Raw genomic sequence first — 23,836 nt, forward strand, 5'->3', positions numbered from 1 at the left:
CAACTCATCGAAAGTACTCCTAAAAGCGCAGGAAGTCAATTTACTTCTCTAAACTGACAAAAACTGTCTGAATATTCTAGAGGTCCTATCCGCGAAAAGAGTTTTACTATTGGTAGTCAACTTTTCATTTTACAACCAAAACTAAATAAATATGTAACTATAATTGCAATATTAGTTCTTGTTGTATATATTAGTTTTCGAAAGATCAAGGAATTGGCCAATCGAAAGTATTTTTCAACCGGATAAGTAGCTCTGCCGGATCTTAGAGCTTATCAAATAAATTCTTTAATTATGAAAAAGACGATTTTAAAACTTGGAGTTTTAAGTGCCTACCTTTTCGGTGTATTTTTAGTGAATGTGTCGGAAATTGATGCACAGACATCAAATACTTGGTATGAGGTGGAATATACAACATCCGTGACTAGTAGTGGTATTTATTTAGTTACAACATGTACAAATATTCCTGGTTCTGCATGTAATATTCCTGGTTCTGTCCATAGAACAGATTTGTCGCCGATTCTTGCTGCGATTCGTAGATTTTGATTTTAGTTAAATTTTATTTTTACCGTGAGCCAATAGTTTTTAGAATTATTGGCTCATTTAAATACTATTAATAATGCGAATTCTCATCGCTCTATTTTCATTTATTTTATTTCTATCAAGTTGTGATTTTGGTAATAAGGAGTCGAAGCAAACATATTCATTGCCGTTTTCAGACACTCTCGTTGTCGATTTTGAAAATTTACCAATGCCAAATGAAAATAGTTCTGTAGGAAGTTATCGAGGTGGTTTTTATTTTTCCTACAATTATCCTAATTCCATGGGACTTTTTTTTTATGACTTTGCATCAAAAACGTGGGAATCTAGCTTTTTTCCAAATCAAGGTCCAAATGGAATAATTAAAGAAGGTCCCTTTCTGATCATTAATGATACGCTAGCATTCCATCCATTGGTTGGTTTGTCAGCTTTTCAACTCATTAACTACCGAAATGGTCAAGTAAAACGATTCAAACTTCCTGATAGTCGATTTGGATTTGGGAAAATATCTGATAAATCCATTCATTTTGATGGTCAATTTATTCGTTTTCCCTTATCATTTTCTAAAAGCAATTTGGAAGAGAATTTTGTTTCTGAAGTACCAATTTATGGCGTTTTTGATCTAAAATCTTCTCATTTTACTTCACTAATGAACTATCCGGAGGAATTTCATGGTGATACGTATAGCTTGAATTTTTTATCCAAGACTTTTTTGGTCGTAGATGATCATATTTATTTGAACATGGCAAAATCCCACAATATTTTTATGTATGATCTAGACTTAAACTTAAAGGAGAAAATCAATCTACAGTCACAAAATGTAAATAGATCAAATCCAGGGGTGAAGGATGATCAAATTCTTAATATGATGGATTCTAAATTAGGAGGTGAGTATTCGGCTCTTTTTGAGTCAGGAGGCTTTCTTTTCAGGACTGTTTCATATATACCAAAGTCAGCCAATTTTCCAGTAGAAAATTTAAATGAATATATCGAGTCCTTAGAGTCTTTGCGCTTTGAAATTCTCAAATTTTCTCCTTCAACAAAAGAAATTGTGCGATTTGATTATCCAGGTTCTCCTACTTCAAAGGGTATAGGTGATGGGTTGGTTTTTAATAATAAGGCCAAGCTTTATTTTTGGCTTTTTGACAAAGAAGAAGAGGGAATAGAAAAATTTGTTTCCCTACCGTTTATTGGCAACCAAATTGAATAACTCATTTTTAGTTTATTCTAATTTATATAAATAAGCTTATCGATATAAAATCCTCAACAGGAGTAATTTATATCAATTTCGAGACAGGTTTTAGTTTGCCTGCCCTTTGTTAGCAAAACGGATGTGTTCAAAGTAATAAATTATCCAAATTTTGGAATTGAATTGGTTCAGACACGGGAATAAAGCCGGAATTAGAAAACAGTAAGCTGGCTCAATTCACCATTTTTAACAGCTTTTTTCAAAACCCTGGTTTGAAACCCGTTATTAAATTAGTTTATTAGTGATCTAACGATTCTTTAGATGAAAAACTACCACTATTTCGCCCTCATTTGTTTATTGGGCTTCAATTTTTCTTGCAAGGAAGACACTGAAAAACAAGAGGAAATTCCTGCAGAATCTTTCAGAAATGAAGTGGCCGCTACGGAGGTTCGGGTGGCTCAAGCCGAAACCAAAAGCTTTGACTACCTCATCAATGCTACAGGGAAGCTCGAAGCAGCTGCTCAAGTCAAAGCTGTCATTGAGCAACCGGGCTATTTAATCGAATTACCCATCCGAGAAGGGCAAGCTGTTTCCAAAGGACAGATCATTGCGAAGCTGGATCCTACAGAAGCCGAAATCCGCCTCGAAAAGGCTAAAATTTCCCTTCAGAATGCTTTAGCAGTCTATGAAAATGATAAGCTGGGTTTTTCACGTGACTTTGCATCCGGTGATGAAGAGCGGAAGAAATTTTTGGAGGAACAGCTTAAAGCCAAAAACGGAGTCTTTTTGGCTGAGATTGAACTTCGAGAGGCACAGCTCAATCTTGAGCGCTGCGAAGTCAAAGCTCCGATCAGCGGGAGGGTGGCTGATCTAAAATTTAAAATGGGTAGCCTGATCGCCACCAATTCGGAGCTCTGCGAAATTCTTAGCACTACCAATCTCGAACTTCATGTCAAGGTGCTCGAATCCGATATTAGCCTCATTTCCATAAATCAAAAAGCAGAGGTCTATCCAGTTTCCAATACACAAGAAGCACTGGAAGGAAGGGTCATCGCAATTAATCCTAAAGTGGATGAAAATGGACTAGTAGAGGTCGCCATTCGCTTAACATCTGCCAAAAACCTCCTACCTGGGATGAATGCCCGTGCCATCATTCGGGCTCCCCAAGCCAATTCCCTGGTCGTACCCAAAGATGCTGTCGTTTACCGTTCCGGCCGAGCTGTAGTATTTACGATTGAGGACAGCGAGTCTCGGTGGAATTATGTAGAGGTAGGTCGAGATAATGGTCAGGAAATTGAAATCTTGGAAGGAATCGAAGCTGGAAGCACAGTGATTACCACCAATAATCTACAGTTGGCGCATCAGGCTCCTGTTCAAATCGTAACGGAATAAGCTATGGTTCGATTTTTACTGGCACGGCCTATCGCCGTCTTCATGACTTTTTTGGCTTTGATGGTTTTTTCCTTCATTGTCTTGAGGACCCTGCCGATTTCCTTGTTGCCACCCATCGATGTTCCCCAGATCGTCGTCAAAGTCAACTATCCGAATGCCTCTCCAGAAGCCATAGAGCAGAATGTCCTGCGGAGTATTCGAGAGGGTTTAATCACGCTCAATGGACTGGAAGAGATGGATTCCAAGGCAGGATCCGAGGTAGGGACCATTCGGTTGACCTTCGATTATGCCACTCAGATGGAGTTGGCTTATATTGATGTCAACGAGAAAATTGACCGGATTACCAACTCTCTCCCTGAGGGTTTGGCTCGTCCCGAAGTCATTCGAATCAATACATCGGATATTCCAGTAGCGCGGGTACAAGTCATTCCCAAAGAAGGGATTGATGAAATTGAAGTCAGTCACCTGGCTGAAAATGTACTAAAAAAACGCATCGAACAATTACCTGGTGTATCTCTTGTCGATATCAATGGGAAAAAGGAACGTATCATCACCGTGGAGCCCAATGAAGCTGCCATTCGAGCCTTGGGGATGACACAACAACAGGTCATTAACGCCATACAAGCCGGTAATTCAGAGTTACCCGGTGTCTCGGTCAAAGATGGTCAGTTTCGCTATTACCTCCGATTAGCAACCCGTGTAGATACACCAACCGACATTGAAAGTCTTCCCGTTTTGGCTCCTTCCGGAGCGATTGTGCCTTTGGGAAGATTGGCAAAGGTCAGCTATCAGGCGCAGGAAATGCTGGGCTATCATCTTTATGGGGAACGAGAAGCCTTAGTCATTACTGTTCATAAGCAGGCTGCTGCGAAAATGAATGAGCTCATGCCGGAATTAAAGAATGCGCTGGAGTTTTTCAAAACGGATTATCCTCAGGTTGATTTCGAGTTGACCCAAGATCAGTCCAATCTCCTAAATGCGGCCATTTCCAATCTTCAGACTTCTTTGCTGTTTGGTGGCTTGTTTGCATTTGGCGTTTTGTTCTTGTTTATGAAGGATTATCGCTTGCCCATTATTATCGGGGTCAGCTTGCCTTCCTCCTTATTGATTTCCTTTTTAGTCTTTTATTTCTTCGACATTTCTATCAATATCATTTCCCTTTCAGGTTTGGCATTAGGAATTGGGATGCTGATAGATAATTCCATCATTGTGCTGGATAATATTTCCCGTAAACGGGAATCCGGGCTTACGCTCTTTGAGGCTTGTGTTTCCGGGGTGAATGAAGTGATGAGCGCCTTGGTCAGCTCTGTATTGACCACGCTTTCGGTTTTTGTGCCTTTGGTCTTTTTGAGTGGGATTTCCGGAGCTTTGTTTTTCGATCAGGCGGTGGGAGTGGCTGCCATTTTATCGGTTTCCTTGGCAGTGGCATTTATCCTGCTACCTATGTTGTATTTTCTCTTTTTCAGCAAAAGCAAAAAACAGGAAGATGGATCTGAAGGAACATTTTTCTCAAAAATCTTGGACCTGTATGAAAAAGGATATCGAGCTGTTTTTGGAAATCGAAAAATTGCCTTAAGCTTCTTTGCCTTATTGATTCCTTTAGGCCTGGGTTTGAGTTATTTTCTGTATTCCGAAGGCTTGCCAAAGATCGAAAAATTGGATGCGACCTTGGAAATTGATTGGAATGAACCCATTTCTGCCATTGAAAACCGAGACCGAGTGATTGCCTTGATGAATGCCATGAAGGGCCGCTATGAAAAGGCAGAAGCAGATGTGGGTGTGCGACAGTTTTTACTTTTTGATGGGGAAAACTCCATCCAACAATCCCTGCTTTATTTCCTTTTTAATTCATTGGAAGATAAAACGGGGATGAGTCAGGACCTCGTTGATTTTTTGGCTAAAAATTATCCTGAGGCCAATTATAAAATCGGGGATGCTCCCAATGCTTTTGATCAATTGTTTAGCTCCACCTTGCCTTATTATGAAGTTCGCTGGAAAGATCTGACCTCCAAAGAACCCGTTCCTGAGGAAAAAATGGATCCTTGGCTAAGCCAATTCCCGGTATCGGATTGGGAACGAGGACCCGGTTTGCAAAAGGAAGCCTCAGTAGTCTTTACCCTGCATGCAGATAGATTGGCTACCTACGGGATTGCTGTGGATCAAGTGCAAGAGCAACTTTCGAGATTGTTTGGGACCTATACGATTACGGATATTCGTCGATTTGGAGAAATCACCCCCATTCGATTGAAGGAATCAGAGGCCCGTTTTGAGGACTTGCTTCGTACTACTCAACTTGCAGCCTCTGACTCTGCTTTTTATACACTCGGTGAATTTGTGGATTATCGCTATGAAGACCATTACAAATACGTTACAGCGGATAAGGGCGGGATTTACCAGTCGGTTTTGGTGACTGCACCGGAGCCGGATAGCTATAATTCCGACTACATCCGTTGGGGAGCGGAGCGGAATTTGGGAGTGACAATGGTTGGACAGTATTTCAAGGATCAGGAAAATATTCAGCAGTTGATCGGGATTCTGCTGATTTCAGTACTCTTGCTCTATTTTATTTTGGCGGCACAGTTTGAAAGCTTCATCCAGCCTCTGATCGTGGTATTGACCCTTCCTTTGGGAATTGCAGGTGCATTTTTGGTGATTTTATTGGCCGGAGCTTCGCTGAATGTAATGTCTGCTATTGGCTTGGTGGTGATGCTGGGAATCATGGTCAATGATGCTATTCTGAAGATTGATACGATTAATCGACTTCGAAAAGAGTATGTGGAAAATCCAGAGGTTTCGGCACAGGAAGCCTTGGAAATGGCGATTCATCGGGCAGGTCAAATTCGCTTGAAGCCTATTTTGATGACTTCCATTACGACTATTTTGGCTTTGATTCCGATTATTTTCAGCTCGGGTTTAGGAGCGGACTTGCAACGGCCATTGGTGTATTCGGTGATTGGTGGCTTGACGATTGGTACCCTGACAGCCCTGTATTTTGTGCCCCTGGCTTATTGGTTTTTTGTGTCAAAGAAAAAATTGAAGGAGGCCTAAGATGACACCATTTCGGGTTTTAGTGGCATTTGTTGTTTTGGCTATTCTAGGGGTGGCAGTCATTCCTTTGCTTTCGGTTGATCTCAATCCTCGGGAAAAAGAACCCGTTTTGACCATTGCCTATGGCATTCCGAGAAGTTCGCCGGAAATTATCGAAAAACTTGCTACTTCTCCTCTCGAAGGGGCTTTTTCCCAACTTTCGGAGCTCAATAAAATCACTTCGATTTCCAACTATGACCGGGGCCAAATTACCCTACAATTTGACAAGGAAGCGGATATGGAATTGAAGCGATTTGAGGTCTTGTCATTGATACGGCAGATTTATCCTCAGCTCGATTCAAGGCTTTCCTATCCTGTTGTGACTCAAACTGCGGAGGCGCGAACAGATACCAAAACTCCCATTCTGACCTATTCGGTCAATGGTCCTTTTGCTGCCTTTGAAATAAAAAAAATAGCGGAGGACATTCTGAAACCTGCCTTGACGAAATTTGAAGAGGTGGAAGAAGTGTCGGTTCGAGGGGCAACGGATTTACAGCTTTATATCACATTTGACATTCAAAAGCTTCAGGCCTATGGCTTATCGCGTAGTCAGTTGAACAGTCGAATCAATCAGGCATTTGGTAGAAGTTTCCCGGGTTCCATTTTGAATAAGGAGGGGAAAACGCTTTTTGTGCAAGTGGATCGTTCGCTTCGGGATATGGATCAGCTGGAAAATCTTTGGGTAGCCCAGCTAAATGGACAGGATGTGCTGCTTAGGGATGTGGCCAAATTAACCCTCGAAGAAGCCGAACCTTCCAGTTACTACCGAATCAATGGCAATAATTCGGTAACGCTGACCGTCTTTAATCGGGACGGAGTGAATAAGGTCTTACTCGCTCAAAATTTGAAATCCGCCATAGAACAAGCGCAGGTTTTACTTCCAGCAGGATTTGAGGTAAGGTTGGAGCGAGACGATACGGAGTTTTTGGACAAAGAGCTGGATAAAATTTACAAACGATCGGGGCTTTCCATTCTGATCTTGATTGTCTTTATCTTCTTGATCAATCGCAATCTCAAATACCTTTCTGCTCTATTCCTAGGTATTTTGGTCAATCTCAGCCTTTGTGCCATCGTGCTGTATTTCCTCAAGGTGGATATTCACCTCTACTCATTAGCTGGCTTGACGATTAGTTTTGGTCTGATCGTGGATAATGCCATCATCATGATCGATCACCTGCACAAGCACCGAAATCGACGAGTGTTTTTGGCATTATTAGCGGCCTCTTTGACTACGATCGCAGCCTTGATGATTGTCTTTTTCCTTCCTGAGGAAGATCAAAAGAACCTGACAGAATTTTCCATTGTAGTTTCTGTGATGTTGGGGATTTCATTGATTATTGCCCTCTTTTTCACTCCTGCTTTTTACGAAATCTTATTCAAAGAGTCATCCATAAAAGGGCGCAAACTCAGTATTCCGCAACTTCGGAAGCGGGCCAAATACCTTCATCGCTTTGAGCGTACCGTATCCTGGACTGCTCGCTATCGCAAAGCTTTTATTACCCTAATCATTCTCCTTTTTGGGATTCCGATTTTCTACCTGCCAGCTAAGTGGGAAGGACAGGAATGGTACAATAAGACGGTGGGAAATACCTTTTATCAAGAGGAAATCCGTCCTTATGTAGACCAAGCTTTGGGAGGCTCACTTCGGATGTTTGTGCGGGGAGTTTTTGAAAAAAGCTCCTATCGCGAAGCGGCTAAAACGCGCTTATATGTCTCGGCCCGATTGCCTTTTGGGAATACCCTAGATCAGATGGACTTTATCATGCGTGAGTTTGAAGCCTATCTGAAGGACGTTGAAGGGATCGATAAGTTTGTGACCTTTGTGATGTCAGGTCAACGCGCCCAAATAGAAATCACTTTCAAAGAGGCCTACGAAAATTCTGCTTTGCCCTATCAACTCAAAGGGAAACTATCCGTCAAGTCCACAGACTGGAGCGGTGCACAATGGAATATCTATGGCGTAGGACAGGGATTCTATACCGGAGCAGGAGGGGAGGGCATTCCTTCTTTCCGAGTGACGATGAAGGGCTACAACTTCGATGAACTGGAGCGACAAGCGGAGATTCTGGCTGAAAAGCTACTCAAGCACAAGCGAATTCAGGAAGTAAATACGAATGAACGACTGGGTTGGGGCGAGCAAAAAACCGAGGAATACGTACTTCGTCTGGATCAAAATCAAATCGCCCTCGGGCAGACCAACCAATTTGAACTGATCAATACCATGCTGGACCTAAGCAAGCCACAAGGGACAAGCGGTTCGCTGACGCTAGAGGAGAAAAATTACGGCATGGTCATCCGGGAAGCCAAATCCAATGATTTCAGCAAGTTTGACTTGGAGCAAAAAGGCTTAATCAGTGGAGAAGACCGAATTTTTAAAATATCCGATTTTGGAACCTTGACCAAAGAAACTACGACTAATGCCTTGAATAAGGAAGACCGGCAATACATTCGGGCGGTTGCTTTTGAATATATGGGTTCGGCCAAGTTTGGCAATGAATACTTGGATGAGGTTTTGGAGGAAATGGAGAAAATCATGCCGATCGGCTACACCGCGGATAAGCAAACATGGTCATTCAGCTATGAAAAAGCCAAGCGGCAATATTCCCTTTTAGCCTTTTTGATCGTGGGGATTTTCATGATTTGTGCGGTACTCTTTGAGAATCTCAAGCAGCCGGTTTATATCATTGCCATTATTCCGATCAGTTTTATAGGTCTCTTTCTGATCTTTTCCCTCTTTGACTTCTACTTTGATCAGGGAGGCTATGCGGCTTTTGTGATGCTGGGTGGTTTGGCGGTGAATGCCGGGATCTTTATTGTCAATGACCTAAACAACCGAACGATAGGGGCCTATAATCGCAATGTGCTCAAGTCAGTAGCTGGAAAAGCCATTCCGATTTTATTGACGATTCTATCTACCTGCTTTGGTTTGATTCCTTTTATCATGGAAGGTCAAAATGAGATTTTCTGGTTTTCACTCGCGATTGGTACCATCGGGGGCTTGGTTTTCAGTATGCTGGGAGTATTCTGGGCCTTACCGGTTTTCCTATGGAAAAAGGAGGCTGCCTCTGTGGTTCAAAGACCCGAAGCTGAAGAGAAATCAATCAATTCCAGCTATAAGTGGAAATTCTGGAAAAAGAAGAAGTGATTTATTTTAAAGCTCAGACTTTTCAATGAAACAAATCATAATAAATCAATCCAATTGAAAAAGTCATGTATTGTAAAGGGCTTCTTCTAAAATTATAATCAAAAATCCCCTCATCAGGTAGGTAAGTGACATCCCCTTTTTGAAGAAAGCGGACACTGTTTCCGTCTTGGTAGGTAGCACGAAACTCTAATTTTAAAAATTCATCGATAGGAAATTGAAGACCTCCTCCGATACGATAGGCTAATGCCCAATCTTCAAAATCTTTATCACTTTCTATGGATTCTTCAGCTAGTATTGTCTCCCGAATTTTATAGCGCGTATAGAGGTAATTTGTACCCATTTGGGCTTCAAAAAAGGGAGTGATTTTCGTATTGACAGCTGGAAGGAATCGAATGACAGCCATTCCAGTAGCGAGGTTATTATTTCTTCGAAGGCGTAATTCGTCTGAAAATCCAGGATATAAATCGTTTCTTCGTTCCATCTTGCTTCCATAGATCCCATAGCCGAGTTCCAGCCCAACCTGGATTGGCGCACTTTGGAATTCATATAGGAAAATTCCTGAGATGGTCGGGAAAAATAGGGATTCGGTTTCAGTTTTTAATTTGCCTATCGGTACTGAGCCATTGAAGTGTCCTCCTGCAAGAAAAAATTGTGCAGAAGTCTTGTGTACGATTAGGAAAAAGAATACCAAAACGAAATATCTTCTCATCAAAAAACCTTTTAGTGCAAATACGAGAGAGAGGGGATCAGATGTTTCGTTTTTTAGTTTTGATTTTTTCGGGTTCCCATTCGATAGATAGGAACTTGGACTCCAAAATAGGCGTCTATACTTCTTGAGTTTTTGGAAAGTAAATTCGTCAGAATGGATGCTGACCCAATGGTTACCGGCCCCAACCGAAATCCTAAACCCCAGGCAATTGCCCCTTCATATTGGCGATAGCTGATGGGACTATATACACTCAACCAACCTGTTTCCATTCTGGGTGTAATCATCACGTTATTGACAATTTGGCTAACTGGAATTTCCTGGTGATTTCGGATGGAAAGTGATCCATGAGCAGAAACATAAAATCGATTGGTGATCGCATAATCAGCAAAAATCTGCAAGGAGGTGGGCATTCCCAAGTTTGTTGCTTTATCTGTTCGCGTGCTTACATAGTTTTCTTCTAGGATATCTTGGAAATTGTTTTCATCAAATTCATCTAGGGAAAGCGTATTGTCCATGTCGTAATTCCATAAGCTGAATTCATTGTACTTGATTCCTCCAATATCCATTACAGAAATTCCAGCCTTAAATTTATAACCATCAGTGTACGCATGCTCTGTGTCATCATCGAGTTCAAAAATAAAACCGACATCCATTCCGAAACCTGATCTTAAGTTGTTGAAAGTGATGTTCTCAATATCAAAACTACTGGAATAGCCATATTGTAATTCTCCTCGGGTTGTTAGCGTGTTGGGTCTTTCCAAATATAGAGCTCCAAGAACACTACTTGAACCTACAGCACCTCCTGCTCCTCCCAGATATTTCAATGTTGCGGCTCCTCTGATGGAATAGTTTTCTTGGTCGACGAGAACCCTTCCATAAGTAAGTCCGATTTCACCCCAAAGATGGAAAATACCAGAAAGATCTTGCATGAGCAGTTCGTAGCTGTTTGATTCTCTTTCTTGATAGGAAATTGATTCCAAAAATTCCCCACCGATGTTATTTAGGTTGAAAAAAGTTCTCATCCGAGTCGTTAGGGCAATACTATGTTTCGGGCTCAAGTTCAATTGAAAGCCAGGTCCCATTAGGTCTAAGTTTCCAACAAAATTATTGTTTGGTTGGGGATTAAGGGAACTGTTTTCTTGAAGACTTCTGAAGTTAGAAATCTCTTCAAGCTTTCCGAGGTTGATTCCAATGTAATCATTTCCGACGTACCCACTTCCTGAGAAAATATGGATTTCTGCTTTGAGTCGCGTGTTGATTACATTTGCAGGATTTAAAGTAAGGCCCTTGATACCCGCCCGATTGTCTATTTGTGCCCCAAGTAGTGTCTGTGAAAAACCTTGAGTAACGCTTTGAAATTGAAAAACGAGAAAGAATGCAACCAAATAAACAAGGGTCTTTTTCATAGGTCTAGTTTTTGAAAAGCGGTAATTAAAAGAGGCTTTCTCTCTACGAATACCCGAAATATCTAGCTAATATTCAATGAGTTTTCTCAGCTTTTCTCTAAATCTTTTCTCGGGCAAAAACTGCTTTTCCAAATTCGGGGCAAAAGGAACCGGGGTATCCAAACTTCCTTCCCGCATAAGTGGTGCATCCAGAAATTCGAAACAGTTTTCCGAAATCCAGGCACAGATTTCAGCGCCAATGCCACCAGTCAGACAGTCTTCCTGAAGGAAAATTGCCTTTCCTGTTTTCTTTACAGTTTCGCTTACCGCCTTTCGCTCCCAAGGAAGCAATGTGCGTAAGTCTAAAATGTCTGCTGAAACTCCCATTTCGGTAACAGCCTTTTTCGCCCAGTGAACACCCATGCCATAGGTGATGATGGAAACTTGATCTCCTTCATTCACTAATTGAGCTTTTCCGACTTCCACTGTGTAGTATTCATCAGGAATCTCTGCATTCAAAGAACGATAAAGTGCTTTGTGCTCAAAGTATAAATAAGGATTTGGATCCTCGATCGCTGCATTGAGTAGGCCTTTTGCGTCATATGGGTTGGATGGGTAGACGATTTTCAAGCCGGGAGTATGAAAAAACCAAGCCTCGTTGGATTGAGAGTGGAAGGGGCCTGCAGCCACGCCCGCACCTGTTGGCATCCGCACCACCACATCTGCATTTTGTCCCCAGCGATAATGGATTTTCGCAAGGTTGTTGACGATTTGATTGAAGCCCACGGAAACAAAATCTGCAAACTGCATCTCCACCATGGCTTTGAAGCCTTTGACTGATAGCCCCAATCCAGCGCCGATAATTGCACTTTCACAAAGCGGTGTGTTTCGGACACGGTCTTCCCCAAATTGCTTGACAAAGCCATCCGTGATTTTGAATACTCCTCCATACTCACCGATATCTTGTCCCATGAGTACCAAGTTGGGGTATTTTTCCATGGATTGCCGGAGACCATCACTGATAGCATCGACAAAGCGTCTTTCACTTACCTTGTCAGAAGTTGGGCTAATGGTCTTCTGCTCAAAGGGGGCATAGACACCCAGAATTTCCTCTTCCATCACTGGTGAAATGGGTTCTTCGGCAAAGGCCTTTTCCCAAGCTTCCGTAATGGCTTTTCGTACTCTTTTATTGAGCTGGTCCTTTTTCTTTTCGTCTAGGACTCCGATGGATTCCAAATAACTTTCGTAAGTCTCCAAAGGATCAAGTTTTGCCCACTCCTCCATCAATTGCTTTGGGACGTATTTGGTGCCGGACGCCTCTTCGTGACCCCGCATGCGGAAGGTAACCGCTTCTATCAATACTGGGCGAGGTTTTTTTCGAATGTCTGCTGCCAGTTTGGAAATAGTCTGGTACACATCCAGAATATTGTTGCCTTCAATTCGGACGGTTTCTATACCATAACCTGGCCCTTTATCCGTGAAATTTTTGAAGGCAAATTGTTCCCGGTTGGGCGTTGAAAGTCCATAGCCATTGTGCTCGATTACAAAAATGACCGGTAGCTTCCAAACTGCCGCCACATTAAGGCCTTCATGAAAATCTCCTTCAGAACTTGCTCCGTCTCCTGAGAAAACAAGGGTGACCTTCTTTTCCTTTGAGAGTTTATTTGCCAAGGCGATTCCATCGGCAATAGCTAATTGGGGGCCGAGGTGAGAAATCATCCCCACAATGTGATGCTCTGACGAGCCAAAATGAAAGGAACGATCCCTACCTTTGGTGAAGCCGGATTTTTTTCCTTGAAATTGAGCGAATAACTTGTCTAGTGGAACATTTCTGCCTGTAAAAATCCCCAAATTTCGATGCATAGGAAGGATGAACTCATCAGCTTGAAGTGCTTGGACCGCTCCTACTGAGATCGCTTCTTGACCCCATCCGCTAAACCATTTGGAAATTCTTCCCTGCCGAAGGAGTATCAACATCTTTTCCTCGATTCTTCGAGGAATTAATAAGCCTTCATACAATTCCAGAAGTTTGGAATCACTCAAATTCTTCCGATCAAAACGCAAGAGTTTTCCTGGGGTGGTGGCTAGTTCCATAGAAATAAAATTACCCATCTAAGGTACAAGATGCGGTCCGAATCCCAAGAAGAAAAAGGAGAAGCTTTTTTGCAAATGGGCCCCGACCAGAGTCGGGGCTAAAAATAAATTGCAAGGAGTTAAAAAGTATTTGCTGTACGATTCAAAATTAGCCAAAAGGCTACTAGGCATCGAAAAACTTGGATTAAGCTTGTTTTATTAAAATCATTCTTAAGTAGCATTCCCTTAATATTCAGGAAACCTTAGGGAATAACAGGGCATATGTCGTATAGAAAAAATTAGTCATGAGTCGCAACTTTGAAAGAAAAAACCATGAAAAAAATTCAGATATTTTTATTTGCCTTGATGGTTTCGGTTGCTCTAGGAGCCTGTAGTGATGAGGACGATCAAACCCCAATCGCTGAAGGTTGTGCTCCAGATAAGGTTTGTTTTAAATTGAATGGGACGGATGTTGCAGTGGACGCAGTTTGGTATGATATCAATAGTCAACGCACGCGGGTGTACTATGAAAACGGCTCAGGAACCTCCTATGAAAATATTGAAATTGATTTTTACGGAAGCGGGCCAGGAGATTATACTTTTGTTGATTAAAATTGGTCTTCCGGTGACGCCAGTTTTCAATATTTTAAGGCAAATGGTACAGTGGAGCTAGTGGCAGCAGTGGTACCTTGAAGATTACGGAGGTTGGAACGACGGTTAGCGGAACTTTTTCTGTCACCGGAACGGATTCGCAAGGTGCAACTATCCAAATTACGGATGGAGTTATCAATCAGGTCCCAGCAGAATAATTTTTTAAAAAAACAGGCTACCGATGGAAACCTCATAAGTAGCCTGTTTTGATTTCTTATACCTGGTCAGGCTCCGGATGGACGTAAGGGGCTCGGTAAGGTCGCCGTAATTTCGCGGTAGCCTCTGGGTCACCAATAACGGTTCTTGTTTTTGGATCATACTTTAAGGCACGACCTCCCAATTCCATGGAAATATTTGCCAAAATACAGGAAGCTGTAGAAATGTGCCCCTGCTCTACATCTGCAATCGGCAAGGACTTGGTATCGATAGCCTTGAGCCAGTCTTTCATGTGTAGTCGTGTTGCTGGAGCAGCATTCAGTTCAATTCGATCTTCAGTTACATCCTCAGGATATTCTTCCTTTTCATACACAACGTCATAATGAACAGGCTCTTCGCCTTCTCCGTAAGGAATGAAATCTGCTTGCATAGTGCTTCCAGCCAGCATCCCATTTTCACCATAGATTTTAAAAGCCCAAGGATATTCCGGGTCTACAGGATTCCCCCAGGTTCGATGTTGCCAAACCACGTTTAATTCAGGGAATTCGAAAATGGCCGTTTGGGTATCTGCGATATTGGATTTTCCTTCCTTTTGGACAAAAATACCGCCTGTTCCAGTCACTTGTGTGGGCCAGCCTAACTTTAGCATCCAGCGGACGGTATCCAACATGTGGACACACATGTCACCTGTAATTCCGTTTCCATATTCCATGAAAGTCCGCCACCAACGGGTATGGGGAAGTCCATCATAGGGCCGAAAAGGAGCCGGACCTGTCCAAAGCTCGTAATTGAAAAAGTCAGGAACTTCTTGCTCAGGTGGATTTCCGTTAGCTCTCATGTGATAATAGCAGCAAACTTCCGCGTGGGAAATTTTACCCAATTTTCCTGTGTCAATGATCTCCTCTTTAGCCTGAATTAAGTGAGGAGTGGATTTCCGTTGGGTACCGATTTGAACCACACGGTTGTATTTTCGAGCTGCTGCCAAAATCGCTTCTCCTTCTATGACATCTACTGAAATTGGCTTTTGTAAATAAACATGCGCTCCTGACTTGATGGCATCAATTGCTTGCAATGCATGCCAATGGTCCGGAGATCCAATCAATACCAGTTCTGGTTTTTCATTGGCTAGCAGGTCTTGGTAGTTTTCATATAGGGGAGGAACTTTACCTGACTTTTGTCTTTCAGAAACTAATTTTCCGGCAGCTTCCAGCATATTTTTATCTGGATCTGCCAATCCTACCACATCAATGTTTGCAACCTGAATCAGCCGGAATAGGTCTGATTTTCCGTACCATCCTGCCCCTATCAAGGCAGTTCGGATGGGACCATCTGGGTTTTTAAAGTCCATTCCTAGCAGTCCAAAACTGGCCAAAGTCATCAGAGCGGAGGATCCTTTTAAAAAATCGCGGCGATTGAATTGATTCATAGGTTGTTGGGTTTAAGTTGAAGCATCTTTCAATTTACGAAAACCCCAAAAAGTTGCAAATCATCCCATGATGGACGGGATATAAAAGTTTGCAGATCCGAAGGATCGCCGCCGGAGTATCAATAGTCTTTAAATTAAGGAAAGGAAAGGGCTCCTGTTAGAATTTTACTCCAAATCGCTCACCCAAGCCTTTTAGATCTTCTACTACAGGTTGTAATAGTGGAATTCCCTCAGCTCTTCTGATAGCTTCTAATTCTCTCTCAGGATCTCCCGGGATCAATACTTTTTCATTCCCTTCGGTTGGTTTTGCAGATCGGAATCTTTTGATCCAATTGTCCATATTGGATTTGAATTCATCTGCTGGGCGGAAGGCATCCACGCGCATTGCACCAAAGAAATGGCCAATTCCCTCACCTACTGGATTGGGATCTGGTTCTAAAAAAGCAACAAATGGAGGAACCCAAGGCCCGTAGTTAGCGCCGGATAGAACTGCTGAAAAAATATCGACGATAGCTCCTAATGCATAACCTTTGTGTGATCCATGCTCTCGGTCACCGCCTAGTGGAAGCAAAGCACCTCCATCTTTCACTCCATTTGCTGAAGTTGTGGGATTTCCTTCTTTATCCTGAATCCATCCCCAAGGTGCATCTTTTCCTTTTCGTTGTAAAATCTCCAGCTTTCCATTTGCTGCTGTGGTCGTGGCCATATCTGCAATAAATGGAGGTTCTTCATTTGCGGGGATGGCAACTGAAATTGGATTTGTTCCCAAAAGTCGCTCTTTAGAAAAAGTTGGACTGACAAGCGGGCTGGCATTCGTTAGGGAAATACCGATCATATCGTGGTCCAAGGCCATCATGGCATGGTAGCCGGCGATGCCGTAATGATTAGAATTTTTGACAGAAACCCAGCCAGTGCCTGCTTTGCTTGCTTTTTCGATCGCCACATTCATGGCATAGGGAGCCACAACTAATCCTAAACCCCCATCTCCATCCACAACTGCCGTGGAAGGCGTTTCATGAACGATTTTGATGCTAGGATTTGCATTAATTCTACCCTTTTCCCAAAGCCGTACATAACCTGATAATCGAGCAACACCGTGACTGTCAACTCCCCGAAGATCAGCGGATAAAAGTACTTCGGCTCCTATCTGGGCATGTAATTCTGAGCAACCTAGTTTAAGTAAAATATCGTGCGTGAATTTGTACAGCTGATCGTAGGAATAGGTTTGCATGGCCAAATGGATGTTTGGTTGATGAAGTACAAAGATAAAAGTCTTTCGCTTTGAGGAGTCGAGGATCAGGTGGTTTCTACCTGCTGCCGAAGTACCTCGGCAATTGCACCCTCCTTCAAGGCGTAGTGTGAACAGGTGATATTCTGAACAGGGACATATTTCAAAATGAAATCTATTAGCGAGGAGGCTACCACAATCATATCAACCCGCATCGGAATCATTCCTGGAATTTGAAGGCGTTCTTCTCGATTTTTAGAGAGCAAAAGTTGGTGGATTCGGTGGAATTCACTGGCAGGAAGTTCAAATACATGCTGACCAGTTAGTTTGCATTGAAGCATGGATTCGAAGTAAATATCCGTCAGTGTATCAAAAGTCCCGGAAGCACCGACTAAGCTGCAAGGTTTATACTGATTGATAGCCTTCAATAGTGGTTGCAGTTTTTTCTCCAAATATTCATGAAGACGCTGAAGCTCAGAAGTCAAAATCGGATCATGATGATGGAAAAGTTCGAGAAGACGTTGTCCGCCGATTTCAAAACTTCCTTTCCAATAAACATCTTCAGAGTTACCAATAATAAATTCTACCGAACCCCCTCCGATGTCCATCATTAATTCGGTTTGGCCATTGAGGGATCCGGAAAGTTTGATACCTTCATAAATTAGAAGGGCTTCCTCCTCTCCACTGATGACGTTGATGTCAATCCCGATTCGGTTTTTGACTTCTTGGACAAACTCCTGTCCATTCTTAGCATTTCTTACGGCACTGGTTGCGAAGGCAAATACCCGATCGATTTTTTCTCCATCAATCAGATTTTTGAAATGGGAAAGAGTATGATAGGCTCTTTTAAGCGCGTCAGGAGCAATATGGTCTTGGTTGATACCACCTTGCCCTAGTTTTACAGGAATTTTCTCCTTGTATAAAACCTTAAATCCGTCTTTAATTAACTCGACCAATACCAAATGAAATGTATTGGTTCCCATGTCTATCACCGCTGCCTTACGCGTACTCATACTGCCAAAATTTTTGGATGGGCGAATATAGAAAGTTATTGTAAAATCCAGAGTTCTTGTCGGTTAATTATTCCACTTGAACTTCTCTATCGCATCTCTATTTCGGATTGGTACCAGCTATCCAGTTGAATTTTTTTCCTCCTCCCAAAGCCTGTTATATTTGGCTTTTGCAAATTCAAATTTTATGGAAAATCAGAATAAACCCATCTATACCGGATCAACCAATCAAGAGAAATTAGATCTTTTGAGGAAAAAAAACGCCGAAGCCATGCTTGGTGGCGGAGAAGGTAGAATAGCGTCGCAACATAAAAAAGGAAAGTTGACAGCTCGTGAGCGGATCGAGCTTTTGCTGGATGAGGGGAGTTTTCAGGAGGTGGATCGATTTGTGATGCACCGAGCAAAGGATTTTGGATTAGATAAAGAGCACTACCTCGGTGATGGTGTGGTTACGGGTTATGGAGAAGTGAATGGTCGGTTAGTCTATGTTTATTCACAAGATTTCACAGTTTTTGGTGGTTCGCTTTCTGAAACCCATGCTGAGAAAATCTGTAAAATCATGGATATGGCCATGAAAAACGGAGCTCCTGTCATCGGTTTGAATGATTCCGGTGGTGCTCGAATTCAGGAAGGAGTAAATTCCTTGGGAGGCTATGCGGATATTTTTTATCGAAATACGCTGGCTTCTGGAGTAGTTCCTCAAATTTCTGCTATCATGGGTCCTTGTGCCGGTGGGGCAGTGTACTCGCCAGCAATTACGGATTTCATCTTGATGGTGGAAAACACTTCCTATATGTTTGTGACAGGGCCGAATGTGGTAAAAACTGTTACCCAAGAGACTGTTACTGCAGAAGAACTGGGAGGGGCTTCTGCACATAGCACCAAGTCGGGGGTTACACATTTTGCCTGTAAAAATGAAGTGGAATGTATACGGCACATTAAAGCCTTGTTAAGCTATATCCCTCAAAATTGTGAAGATATTGCTCCAATTTATCCCTATGAATTAAAGGCCGATGAAAGCCGGAAGGAATTGGATTCGATTGTGCCTGAGAACCCGAACCATCCCTATGATATTCGAGATGTAGTGAATGGGATTGTAGATGCGGATTCTTTTCTGGAAGTACATGAAAACTATGCGGATAATATTGTTGTAGGCTTCGCTCGAATCGCAGGTCGAAGCATTGGTATAGTAGGCAATCAGCCACAATCCATGGCTGGAGTTTTGGATAATCATGCATCCATCAAGGCAGCTCGTTTTGTTCGTTTCTGCGATAGCTTCAATGTGCCTTTATTGGTATTGGTCGATGTGCCAGGATTCTTGCCTGGAACAGACCAAGAATGGAATGGTATCATCACCAATGGCGCAAAATTGTTATATGCATTTTCGGAGGCTACCGTTCCGAGAGTAACTGTCATCACGCGTAAAGCCTATGGAGGAGCTTATGATGTAATGAATTCAAAGCATATCGGGGCAGACATGAATTTCGCTTGGCCCACAGCAGAAATCGCAGTGATGGGAGCAAAGGGAGCCTCTGAAATTATTTTCAGAAAAGAAATTGCAGCCGCTGAAGATCCAGAGGCTAAGCTTCAGGAAAAAGTCGACGAGTATACTGCGAAATTTGCCAATCCATACAGGGCAGCACACAGGGGCTTTATTGATGAGGTGATTGAGCCTTCTGAAACCCGAATCAAATTGATCAAAGCTTTTAAAATGCTTGAGAATAAGGTGGACAAACTACCTAGGAAGAAGCATGGGAATATTCCGCTTTAGTCAATGGTTTATAGACTATGGTCCATAGCTGGATAATTCATAATTTTATGAATGGCTTTTAAATTTGAGAAACTTAAAGTTTGGCAGAAGGCTATAGACTTAAATGACATGGTTTTTCAATTTTCTTCAAAATTTCCTCAAGAGGAAAAATTCAATCTAACTTCTCAAATTCGAAGACCATCTGATTCTGTTGCCCTAAATATTGCTGAGGGGAGTACAAGTCAATCTAATGCTGAATTTTCAAGGTTTTTAGGTTATGCAATCAGGTCAATAGTTGAGGTGGTTTGTGCTTTATTTATCGCGAAAAGAAGAAGTTATTTATCTGATGATCAATTTCAAGAAGCATATTCAAAAAGTGAGGAATTGGTAAAAATGATACAAACTTTAAAGCAACGTTTAAAATAGAAAAGTCTATGGGCTATGGTCTATCGGCTATCGACTAAATTAATAACATGAAACCAGAAAAAGAATTTCTATACAAATACCTTAATAATGCCTCGCCAACAGGTTTTGAGGCTTCAGGTCAACAAATATGGTTGGATTACATCAAACCCTATGTAGATTCCTATTTCACGGACAATTATGGTACAGCAGTAGGTGTAATCAATCCAGATTCTAAATACAAGTTTGTAATCGAAGCTCATGCGGATGAGATTAGCTGGTTTGTCAACTACATCAAAGATGATGGCTATATCTATGTTCGCAGAAATGGTGGGTCTGACCATATGATCGCACCTTCCATGCGAGTAAATATCCATACAGACAAAGGGATTGTCCCTGGAGTTTTTGGGTGGCCCGCTATTCATGTGAGGAAGGAAGGAAAAGAAGATGCACCGACCTTAGATAATATTTTTATAGATGTAGGGGCTCGTTCTAAACAAGAGGTAGAGGAAATGGGGATCCATGTGGGTTGTGTGATCACCTTTAAGGATGAATTGATCGAGTTAAATGAAAAATTTTACGCTGGTCGGGCACTTGACAACCGAATTGGAGGGTACATGATTGCTCAGGTTGCTCGAAAAATCAAAGAATCAGGAAAGGAACTTCCATTCGGATTGTACATTGTAAATGCAGTACAGGAAGAAATCGGATTAAGAGGTGCGCAAATGATTGCTCATCGAATCAAGCCAAATGCAGCCATCATTACAGATGTTTGCCACGACACCACTTCACCGATGTATAATAAAATCAGTAGCGGAGATCAGGTGGCAGGAAAAGGTCCTGTTTTGACTTACGGAGCTTCGGTTCACAAAAAACTTTTGGATCAAATCATTGAAACAGCTAAAAAGAAAGATATTCCTTTCCAACGATCTGCTGCATCAAGAGTTACAGGTACGGATACAGATGCATTTGCATATTCAAACGAAGGAGTTCCTTCTGCACTGATTTCCCTTCCATTGAAATATATGCATACTACAGTGGAAACTGCGAGCAAGGAAGATATCGAGCAGGTAATCCAATTGATGTTTGAATTTTTGATGGATTTTGATCCGGAATTTGACTTCAGATATATTAGTTAATTGTGTATTGGTTATTAGTTCATTGGGATAGTGCTAGCTTTTACCGATAACTAATAACCAATAACTTTTTCATTATGTATTTCACCGATCAACTCAATAGAACGGTTTTTCTTTCTAGTCCGCCTAAACGAATCATTTCCTTGGTTCCATCACAAACAGAATTACTGGTAGATTTGGGCTTGGAGGATCGATTGGTCGGGGTGACCAAATTTTGTGTACATCCTGATCATATCAGAAAGACCAAAAAAATCATTGGTGGTACCAAAACCTATCATTTTGATCGGATTGATTCTTTGAAGCCAGATTTAATTATTGGCAATAAAGAAGAAAATGAGCAATCAGGCATTGAAAAACTTGCTGAACACTATCGAGTCTGGATAAGTGATGTGAAGACTCTTTCTGATGCTATAACTATGATTGAGGAAATAGGTAAATTGACAGATACCCAATCTGAAGCCACCAAGATTTTAAGCCGTTTGGACAATGATTTTAAGAGTCCAAGCCCCAAAAAAGGAACAGCGGTCTATTTAATTTGGAATAAACCGATCATGGTTGCAGGAAAGGATACATTCATAGATGAAATGCTTCATTGGGCTGGGTTTGAAAATTTGATTCTTGAAAACCGTTATCCTGAAATTACCTTGTCTAGGCTTAGTGATTTAGCACCAGAATATCTGCTATTGAGTTCTGAGCCTTTTCCTTTTAAACAGAAACATGTCGATGAATTTAGGCGAGCTCTTCCAAATACTAGAGTGAAACTTGTGGATGGAGAGTTGTTTTCCTGGTATGGGTCCCGTCTACTTAATAGCATGTCCTACTTTCAAACGCTATTTTGATTTTCCCACAATTCGCCACTTATAAAAATTTGAAAATTATACCGAGTCTTTTTTAAAATTTTCAATTAACTTTTCTGCCTCAATACCCAGTCAAGCCCAAAATTCTTAAAGCATAAAAACCATTATTTCGTACCTTCAGGTGCAAATGATGAAGCAAGAATTTTGATTCCTTAAAATCACAATAAAATGAAAAAAAGAAATTTAATCTGGGTGGCTTTATTTGCTACCGTATGGTCCTGCGGGCCAAAAACAGAGAATGCAGAAGATGTTGAAATCGTAGAAGAAGTAGTTGTTCCTGATAATTCACTGACAGAAGAAGAAAAATCGGAAGGTTGGATGCTACTTTTCGATGGGCAATCTATGGAAGGGTGGCGTGCCTTTAATGGTGATAGTACTCCTCCGAATTGGATTATTGAGGATGGTGCCATGAAAGGATTAGGGGCAACCGGAGGAAGTGATATTGGTGGAGATATTGTTTTTGGTCCAATGGAATTTGAAGAATTCGAAATGGAGTTTACCTGGAAGATCTCTCCCGGCGGAAATAGTGGCGTGTTTTATCATGTAGTGGAAGGTCCAGATTATAAAGCGCCTTATTATACAGGTCCAGAATATCAAGTAATTGATCAAATAGGGTTTGCTGACCCCTTGGAGCCTTGGCAGTCTTTGGCTGCAGATTATGCCATGTATGAACCAGACTTAGAAGGAGAAGGGGTTGTTAAGCCTGCTGGTGAATGGAATGTTTCCCGAATTATTTTCACTGAAGAAGGAGCAAGCTACTGGTTGAATGGAAAGAAGACTGTTGAGTTTGTTCCCTACTCTGAAGATTGGACGGCGAGAAGAAATTCAGGTAAGTGGAATGATTTTCCAGATTACAAAATTGCAAAAAAAGGGTTGATCGCTTTGCAGGATCACGGAGACCCAGTTTGGTTTAAGAATATTAAAATTAGAACACGATGAAAAAGTTATTAATCACAGCCGTTTTTTTGGCAGCCATCCAAGTAGTTTCTTTTGCTCAGAAAAAACAAAAGCTTTTTAACGGAAAAGATCTTGAGGGATGGGTTATTTATGGTACAGAGAAGTGGTATGTGGAAGATGGATTGCTTGTTTCTGAAAGTGGGCCTGATAAGGGATACGGGTATCTGGGCACTGAGAAAAACTTTGATGATTTTGAAATTACATTAGAATTCAAGCAAGAAGCTAATGGGAACAGTGGTGTTTTCATTCGTTCTACAGTTGACGGAACCAAAGTTTCCGGATGGCAAGTGGAGGTAGCACCTCCCGGAAATGATACTGGAGGTATTTATGAGTCTTATGGAAGGGGTTGGTTGATCAAGCCGGAACCAGAAAAAGATTCTGCCTTGAAGTTTGGAGAATGGAATAAAATGCGAATTGTTGTTAAGGGTGACAATGTGACGTCCTATTTGAATGGAGTGGAGATGGTGAATTTCTCAGATGAGAAGATTGGAGAAGGAAAAGGAGGTGTTTTGCTTCAAATTCATGATGGTGGAGGGATTAAAGTCTATTGGCGAAATATTGTTCTGAAGGAGCTTTAAAATTCGAAATCTTTCGAAATTTCCCCTCTTGAAACTAGTTTTTGGGAGGGGAAAATTTTTTATAGGGTTTCAAACTTCATTATCAGCGTTTTAGGAATTGAGAAAAAAAAAGGTTGAGAATTATGCTTGCCAGGAGGAAAAAACCTCCGATATTTGTGGTCCCGAAAG

At 41.7% G+C, this 23,836-nt stretch carries 18 protein-coding genes; 12 read left to right on the forward strand and 6 right to left on the reverse strand.

The window, feature by feature from the left end; all coding sequences use genetic code 11:
• The first annotated feature begins 291 nt into the window (after window positions 1-291).
• The 5 genes from HWE15_RS11945 to HWE15_RS11965 all read left to right on the forward strand — a co-directional run bounded on the left by HWE15_RS11945 (window position 292) and on the right by HWE15_RS11965 (window position 9,350).
• A complete protein-coding gene (locus HWE15_RS11945; RefSeq protein WP_290507765.1) occupies window positions 292-543 on the forward strand; it encodes a hypothetical protein in 252 nt (83 codons plus the stop codon).
• Window positions 544-748: 205 nt separating this feature from the next.
• On the forward strand, window positions 749-1,747 hold the full coding sequence (locus HWE15_RS11950; protein ID WP_290507766.1) for a hypothetical protein: 999 nt from the start codon (window positions 749-751) through the stop codon (window positions 1,745-1,747).
• A gap of 300 nt (window positions 1,748-2,047) precedes the next feature.
• Window positions 2,048-3,118: an efflux RND transporter periplasmic adaptor subunit gene (locus HWE15_RS11955; protein ID WP_290507767.1), complete on the forward strand. Its 1,071-nt coding sequence runs from the start codon at window positions 2,048-2,050 to the stop codon at window positions 3,116-3,118.
• Between the two features lie 3 nt (window positions 3,119-3,121).
• A complete protein-coding gene (locus HWE15_RS11960) occupies window positions 3,122-6,166 on the forward strand; it encodes an efflux RND transporter permease subunit (RefSeq protein ID WP_290507768.1) in 3,045 nt (1,014 codons plus the stop codon).
• Between the two features lies 1 nt (window position 6,167).
• Window positions 6,168-9,350, forward strand: coding sequence for an efflux RND transporter permease subunit (locus tag HWE15_RS11965; RefSeq protein ID WP_290507769.1), 3,183 nt, complete (start codon window positions 6,168-6,170; stop codon window positions 9,348-9,350).
• Between the two features lie 22 nt (window positions 9,351-9,372).
• Here the strand turns inward: HWE15_RS11965 and HWE15_RS11970 are convergent, their stop codons facing one another.
• From HWE15_RS11970 to HWE15_RS11980, 3 genes are all read right to left on the reverse strand, one after another.
• A complete protein-coding gene (locus HWE15_RS11970; protein WP_290507770.1) occupies window positions 9,373-10,059 on the reverse strand; it encodes a hypothetical protein in 687 nt (228 codons plus the stop codon).
• Between the two features lie 53 nt (window positions 10,060-10,112).
• A complete protein-coding gene (locus HWE15_RS11975) occupies window positions 10,113-11,465 on the reverse strand; it encodes a DUF5723 family protein (protein ID WP_290507771.1) in 1,353 nt (450 codons plus the stop codon).
• A 66-nt stretch (window positions 11,466-11,531) separates the two neighbouring features.
• Window positions 11,532-13,538: a dehydrogenase E1 component subunit alpha/beta gene (locus HWE15_RS11980; protein WP_290507772.1), complete on the reverse strand. Its 2,007-nt coding sequence runs from the start codon at window positions 13,536-13,538 to the stop codon at window positions 11,532-11,534.
• Window positions 13,539-13,850: 312 nt separating this feature from the next.
• Between HWE15_RS11980 and HWE15_RS11985 the strand changes: the two genes are divergently transcribed.
• Window positions 13,851-14,129 carry a hypothetical protein gene (locus HWE15_RS11985; protein WP_290507773.1) on the forward strand — a complete coding sequence of 93 codons (279 nt, stop codon included), beginning with the start codon at window positions 13,851-13,853 and terminating at the stop codon, window positions 14,127-14,129.
• A 253-nt stretch (window positions 14,130-14,382) separates the two neighbouring features.
• Here HWE15_RS11985 and HWE15_RS11990 read toward each other — a convergent pair whose 3' ends face one another.
• The 3 genes from HWE15_RS11990 to HWE15_RS12000 all read right to left on the reverse strand — a co-directional run bounded on the left by HWE15_RS11990 (window position 14,383) and on the right by HWE15_RS12000 (window position 17,991).
• The gene (locus HWE15_RS11990) at window positions 14,383-15,750 is read right to left on the reverse strand and encodes a Gfo/Idh/MocA family oxidoreductase (RefSeq protein ID WP_290507774.1); all 1,368 of its coding nucleotides are present in this window, start codon (window positions 15,748-15,750) and stop codon (window positions 14,383-14,385) included.
• Window positions 15,751-15,907: 157 nt separating this feature from the next.
• Window positions 15,908-16,981 (reverse strand): Ldh family oxidoreductase, encoded by a 1,074-nt coding sequence (locus tag HWE15_RS11995; RefSeq protein WP_290507775.1) that lies wholly within the window; start codon window positions 16,979-16,981, stop codon window positions 15,908-15,910.
• 65 nt (window positions 16,982-17,046) lie between these two features.
• Window positions 17,047-17,991, reverse strand: coding sequence for an exopolyphosphatase (locus tag HWE15_RS12000; RefSeq protein ID WP_290507776.1), 945 nt, complete (start codon window positions 17,989-17,991; stop codon window positions 17,047-17,049).
• Window positions 17,992-18,175: 184 nt separating this feature from the next.
• Here HWE15_RS12000 and HWE15_RS12005 point away from each other — a divergent pair, with 184 nt between their 5' ends.
• From HWE15_RS12005 to HWE15_RS12030, 6 genes are all read left to right on the forward strand, one after another.
• Window positions 18,176-19,759, forward strand: coding sequence for an acyl-CoA carboxylase subunit beta (locus HWE15_RS12005; protein ID WP_290507777.1), 1,584 nt, complete (start codon window positions 18,176-18,178; stop codon window positions 19,757-19,759).
• Between the two features lie 51 nt (window positions 19,760-19,810).
• Window positions 19,811-20,164 carry a four helix bundle protein gene (locus HWE15_RS12010; protein ID WP_290507778.1) on the forward strand — a complete coding sequence of 118 codons (354 nt, stop codon included), beginning with the start codon at window positions 19,811-19,813 and terminating at the stop codon, window positions 20,162-20,164.
• A 47-nt stretch (window positions 20,165-20,211) separates the two neighbouring features.
• On the forward strand, window positions 20,212-21,279 hold the full coding sequence (locus HWE15_RS12015) for a M42 family metallopeptidase (RefSeq protein ID WP_290507779.1): 1,068 nt from the start codon (window positions 20,212-20,214) through the stop codon (window positions 21,277-21,279).
• Window positions 21,280-21,353: 74 nt separating this feature from the next.
• The gene (locus HWE15_RS12020) at window positions 21,354-22,115 is read left to right on the forward strand and encodes a helical backbone metal receptor (protein ID WP_290507780.1); all 762 of its coding nucleotides are present in this window, start codon (window positions 21,354-21,356) and stop codon (window positions 22,113-22,115) included.
• 186 nt (window positions 22,116-22,301) lie between these two features.
• Entirely contained in the window at window positions 22,302-23,072 is a 771-nt protein-coding gene (locus HWE15_RS12025) for a DUF1080 domain-containing protein (protein ID WP_290507781.1), read from the forward strand.
• On the forward strand, window positions 23,069-23,668 hold the full coding sequence (locus tag HWE15_RS12030; protein WP_290507782.1) for a DUF1080 domain-containing protein: 600 nt from the start codon (window positions 23,069-23,071) through the stop codon (window positions 23,666-23,668). The genes HWE15_RS12025 and HWE15_RS12030 overlap by 4 nt, the downstream gene beginning before the upstream one ends.
• The last annotated feature ends 168 nt before the right edge of the window (window positions 23,669-23,836 follow it).

This window comes from Algoriphagus sp. (assembly GCF_013373065.1).
Lineage (GTDB): Bacteria > Bacteroidota > Bacteroidia > Cytophagales > Cyclobacteriaceae > Algoriphagus.

Bases quoted from the DNA above. Each gene is read 5' to 3' on its own strand.
- HWE15_RS11945 (WP_290507765.1), top strand. From the start codon at position 292: ATGAAAAAGACGATTTTAAAACTTGGAGTTTTAAGTGCCTACCTTTTC.
- HWE15_RS11950 (WP_290507766.1), top strand. From the start codon at position 749: ATGCCAAATGAAAATAGTTCTGTAGGAAGTTATCGAGGTGGTTTTTAT.
- HWE15_RS11955 (WP_290507767.1), top strand. From the start codon at position 2,048: ATGAAAAACTACCACTATTTCGCCCTCATTTGTTTATTGGGCTTCAAT.
- HWE15_RS11960 (WP_290507768.1), top strand. From the start codon at position 3,122: ATGGTTCGATTTTTACTGGCACGGCCTATCGCCGTCTTCATGACTTTT.
- HWE15_RS11965 (WP_290507769.1), top strand. From the start codon at position 6,168: ATGACACCATTTCGGGTTTTAGTGGCATTTGTTGTTTTGGCTATTCTA.
- HWE15_RS11970 (WP_290507770.1), bottom strand. From the start codon at position 10,059: ATGAGAAGATATTTCGTTTTGGTATTCTTTTTCCTAATCGTACACAAG.
- HWE15_RS11975 (WP_290507771.1), bottom strand. From the start codon at position 11,465: ATGAAAAAGACCCTTGTTTATTTGGTTGCATTCTTTCTCGTTTTTCAA.
- HWE15_RS11980 (WP_290507772.1), bottom strand. From the start codon at position 13,538: ATGGAACTAGCCACCACCCCAGGAAAACTCTTGCGTTTTGATCGGAAG.
- HWE15_RS11985 (WP_290507773.1), top strand. From the start codon at position 13,851: ATGAAAAAAATTCAGATATTTTTATTTGCCTTGATGGTTTCGGTTGCT.
- HWE15_RS11990 (WP_290507774.1), bottom strand. From the start codon at position 15,750: ATGAATCAATTCAATCGCCGCGATTTTTTAAAAGGATCCTCCGCTCTG.
- HWE15_RS11995 (WP_290507775.1), bottom strand. From the start codon at position 16,981: ATGCAAACCTATTCCTACGATCAGCTGTACAAATTCACGCACGATATT.
- HWE15_RS12000 (WP_290507776.1), bottom strand. From the start codon at position 17,991: ATGAGTACGCGTAAGGCAGCGGTGATAGACATGGGAACCAATACATTT.
- HWE15_RS12005 (WP_290507777.1), top strand. From the start codon at position 18,176: ATGGAAAATCAGAATAAACCCATCTATACCGGATCAACCAATCAAGAG.
- HWE15_RS12010 (WP_290507778.1), top strand. From the start codon at position 19,811: ATGGCTTTTAAATTTGAGAAACTTAAAGTTTGGCAGAAGGCTATAGAC.
- HWE15_RS12015 (WP_290507779.1), top strand. From the start codon at position 20,212: ATGAAACCAGAAAAAGAATTTCTATACAAATACCTTAATAATGCCTCG.
- HWE15_RS12020 (WP_290507780.1), top strand. From the start codon at position 21,354: ATGTATTTCACCGATCAACTCAATAGAACGGTTTTTCTTTCTAGTCCG.
- HWE15_RS12025 (WP_290507781.1), top strand. From the start codon at position 22,302: ATGAAAAAAAGAAATTTAATCTGGGTGGCTTTATTTGCTACCGTATGG.
- HWE15_RS12030 (WP_290507782.1), top strand. From the start codon at position 23,069: ATGAAAAAGTTATTAATCACAGCCGTTTTTTTGGCAGCCATCCAAGTA.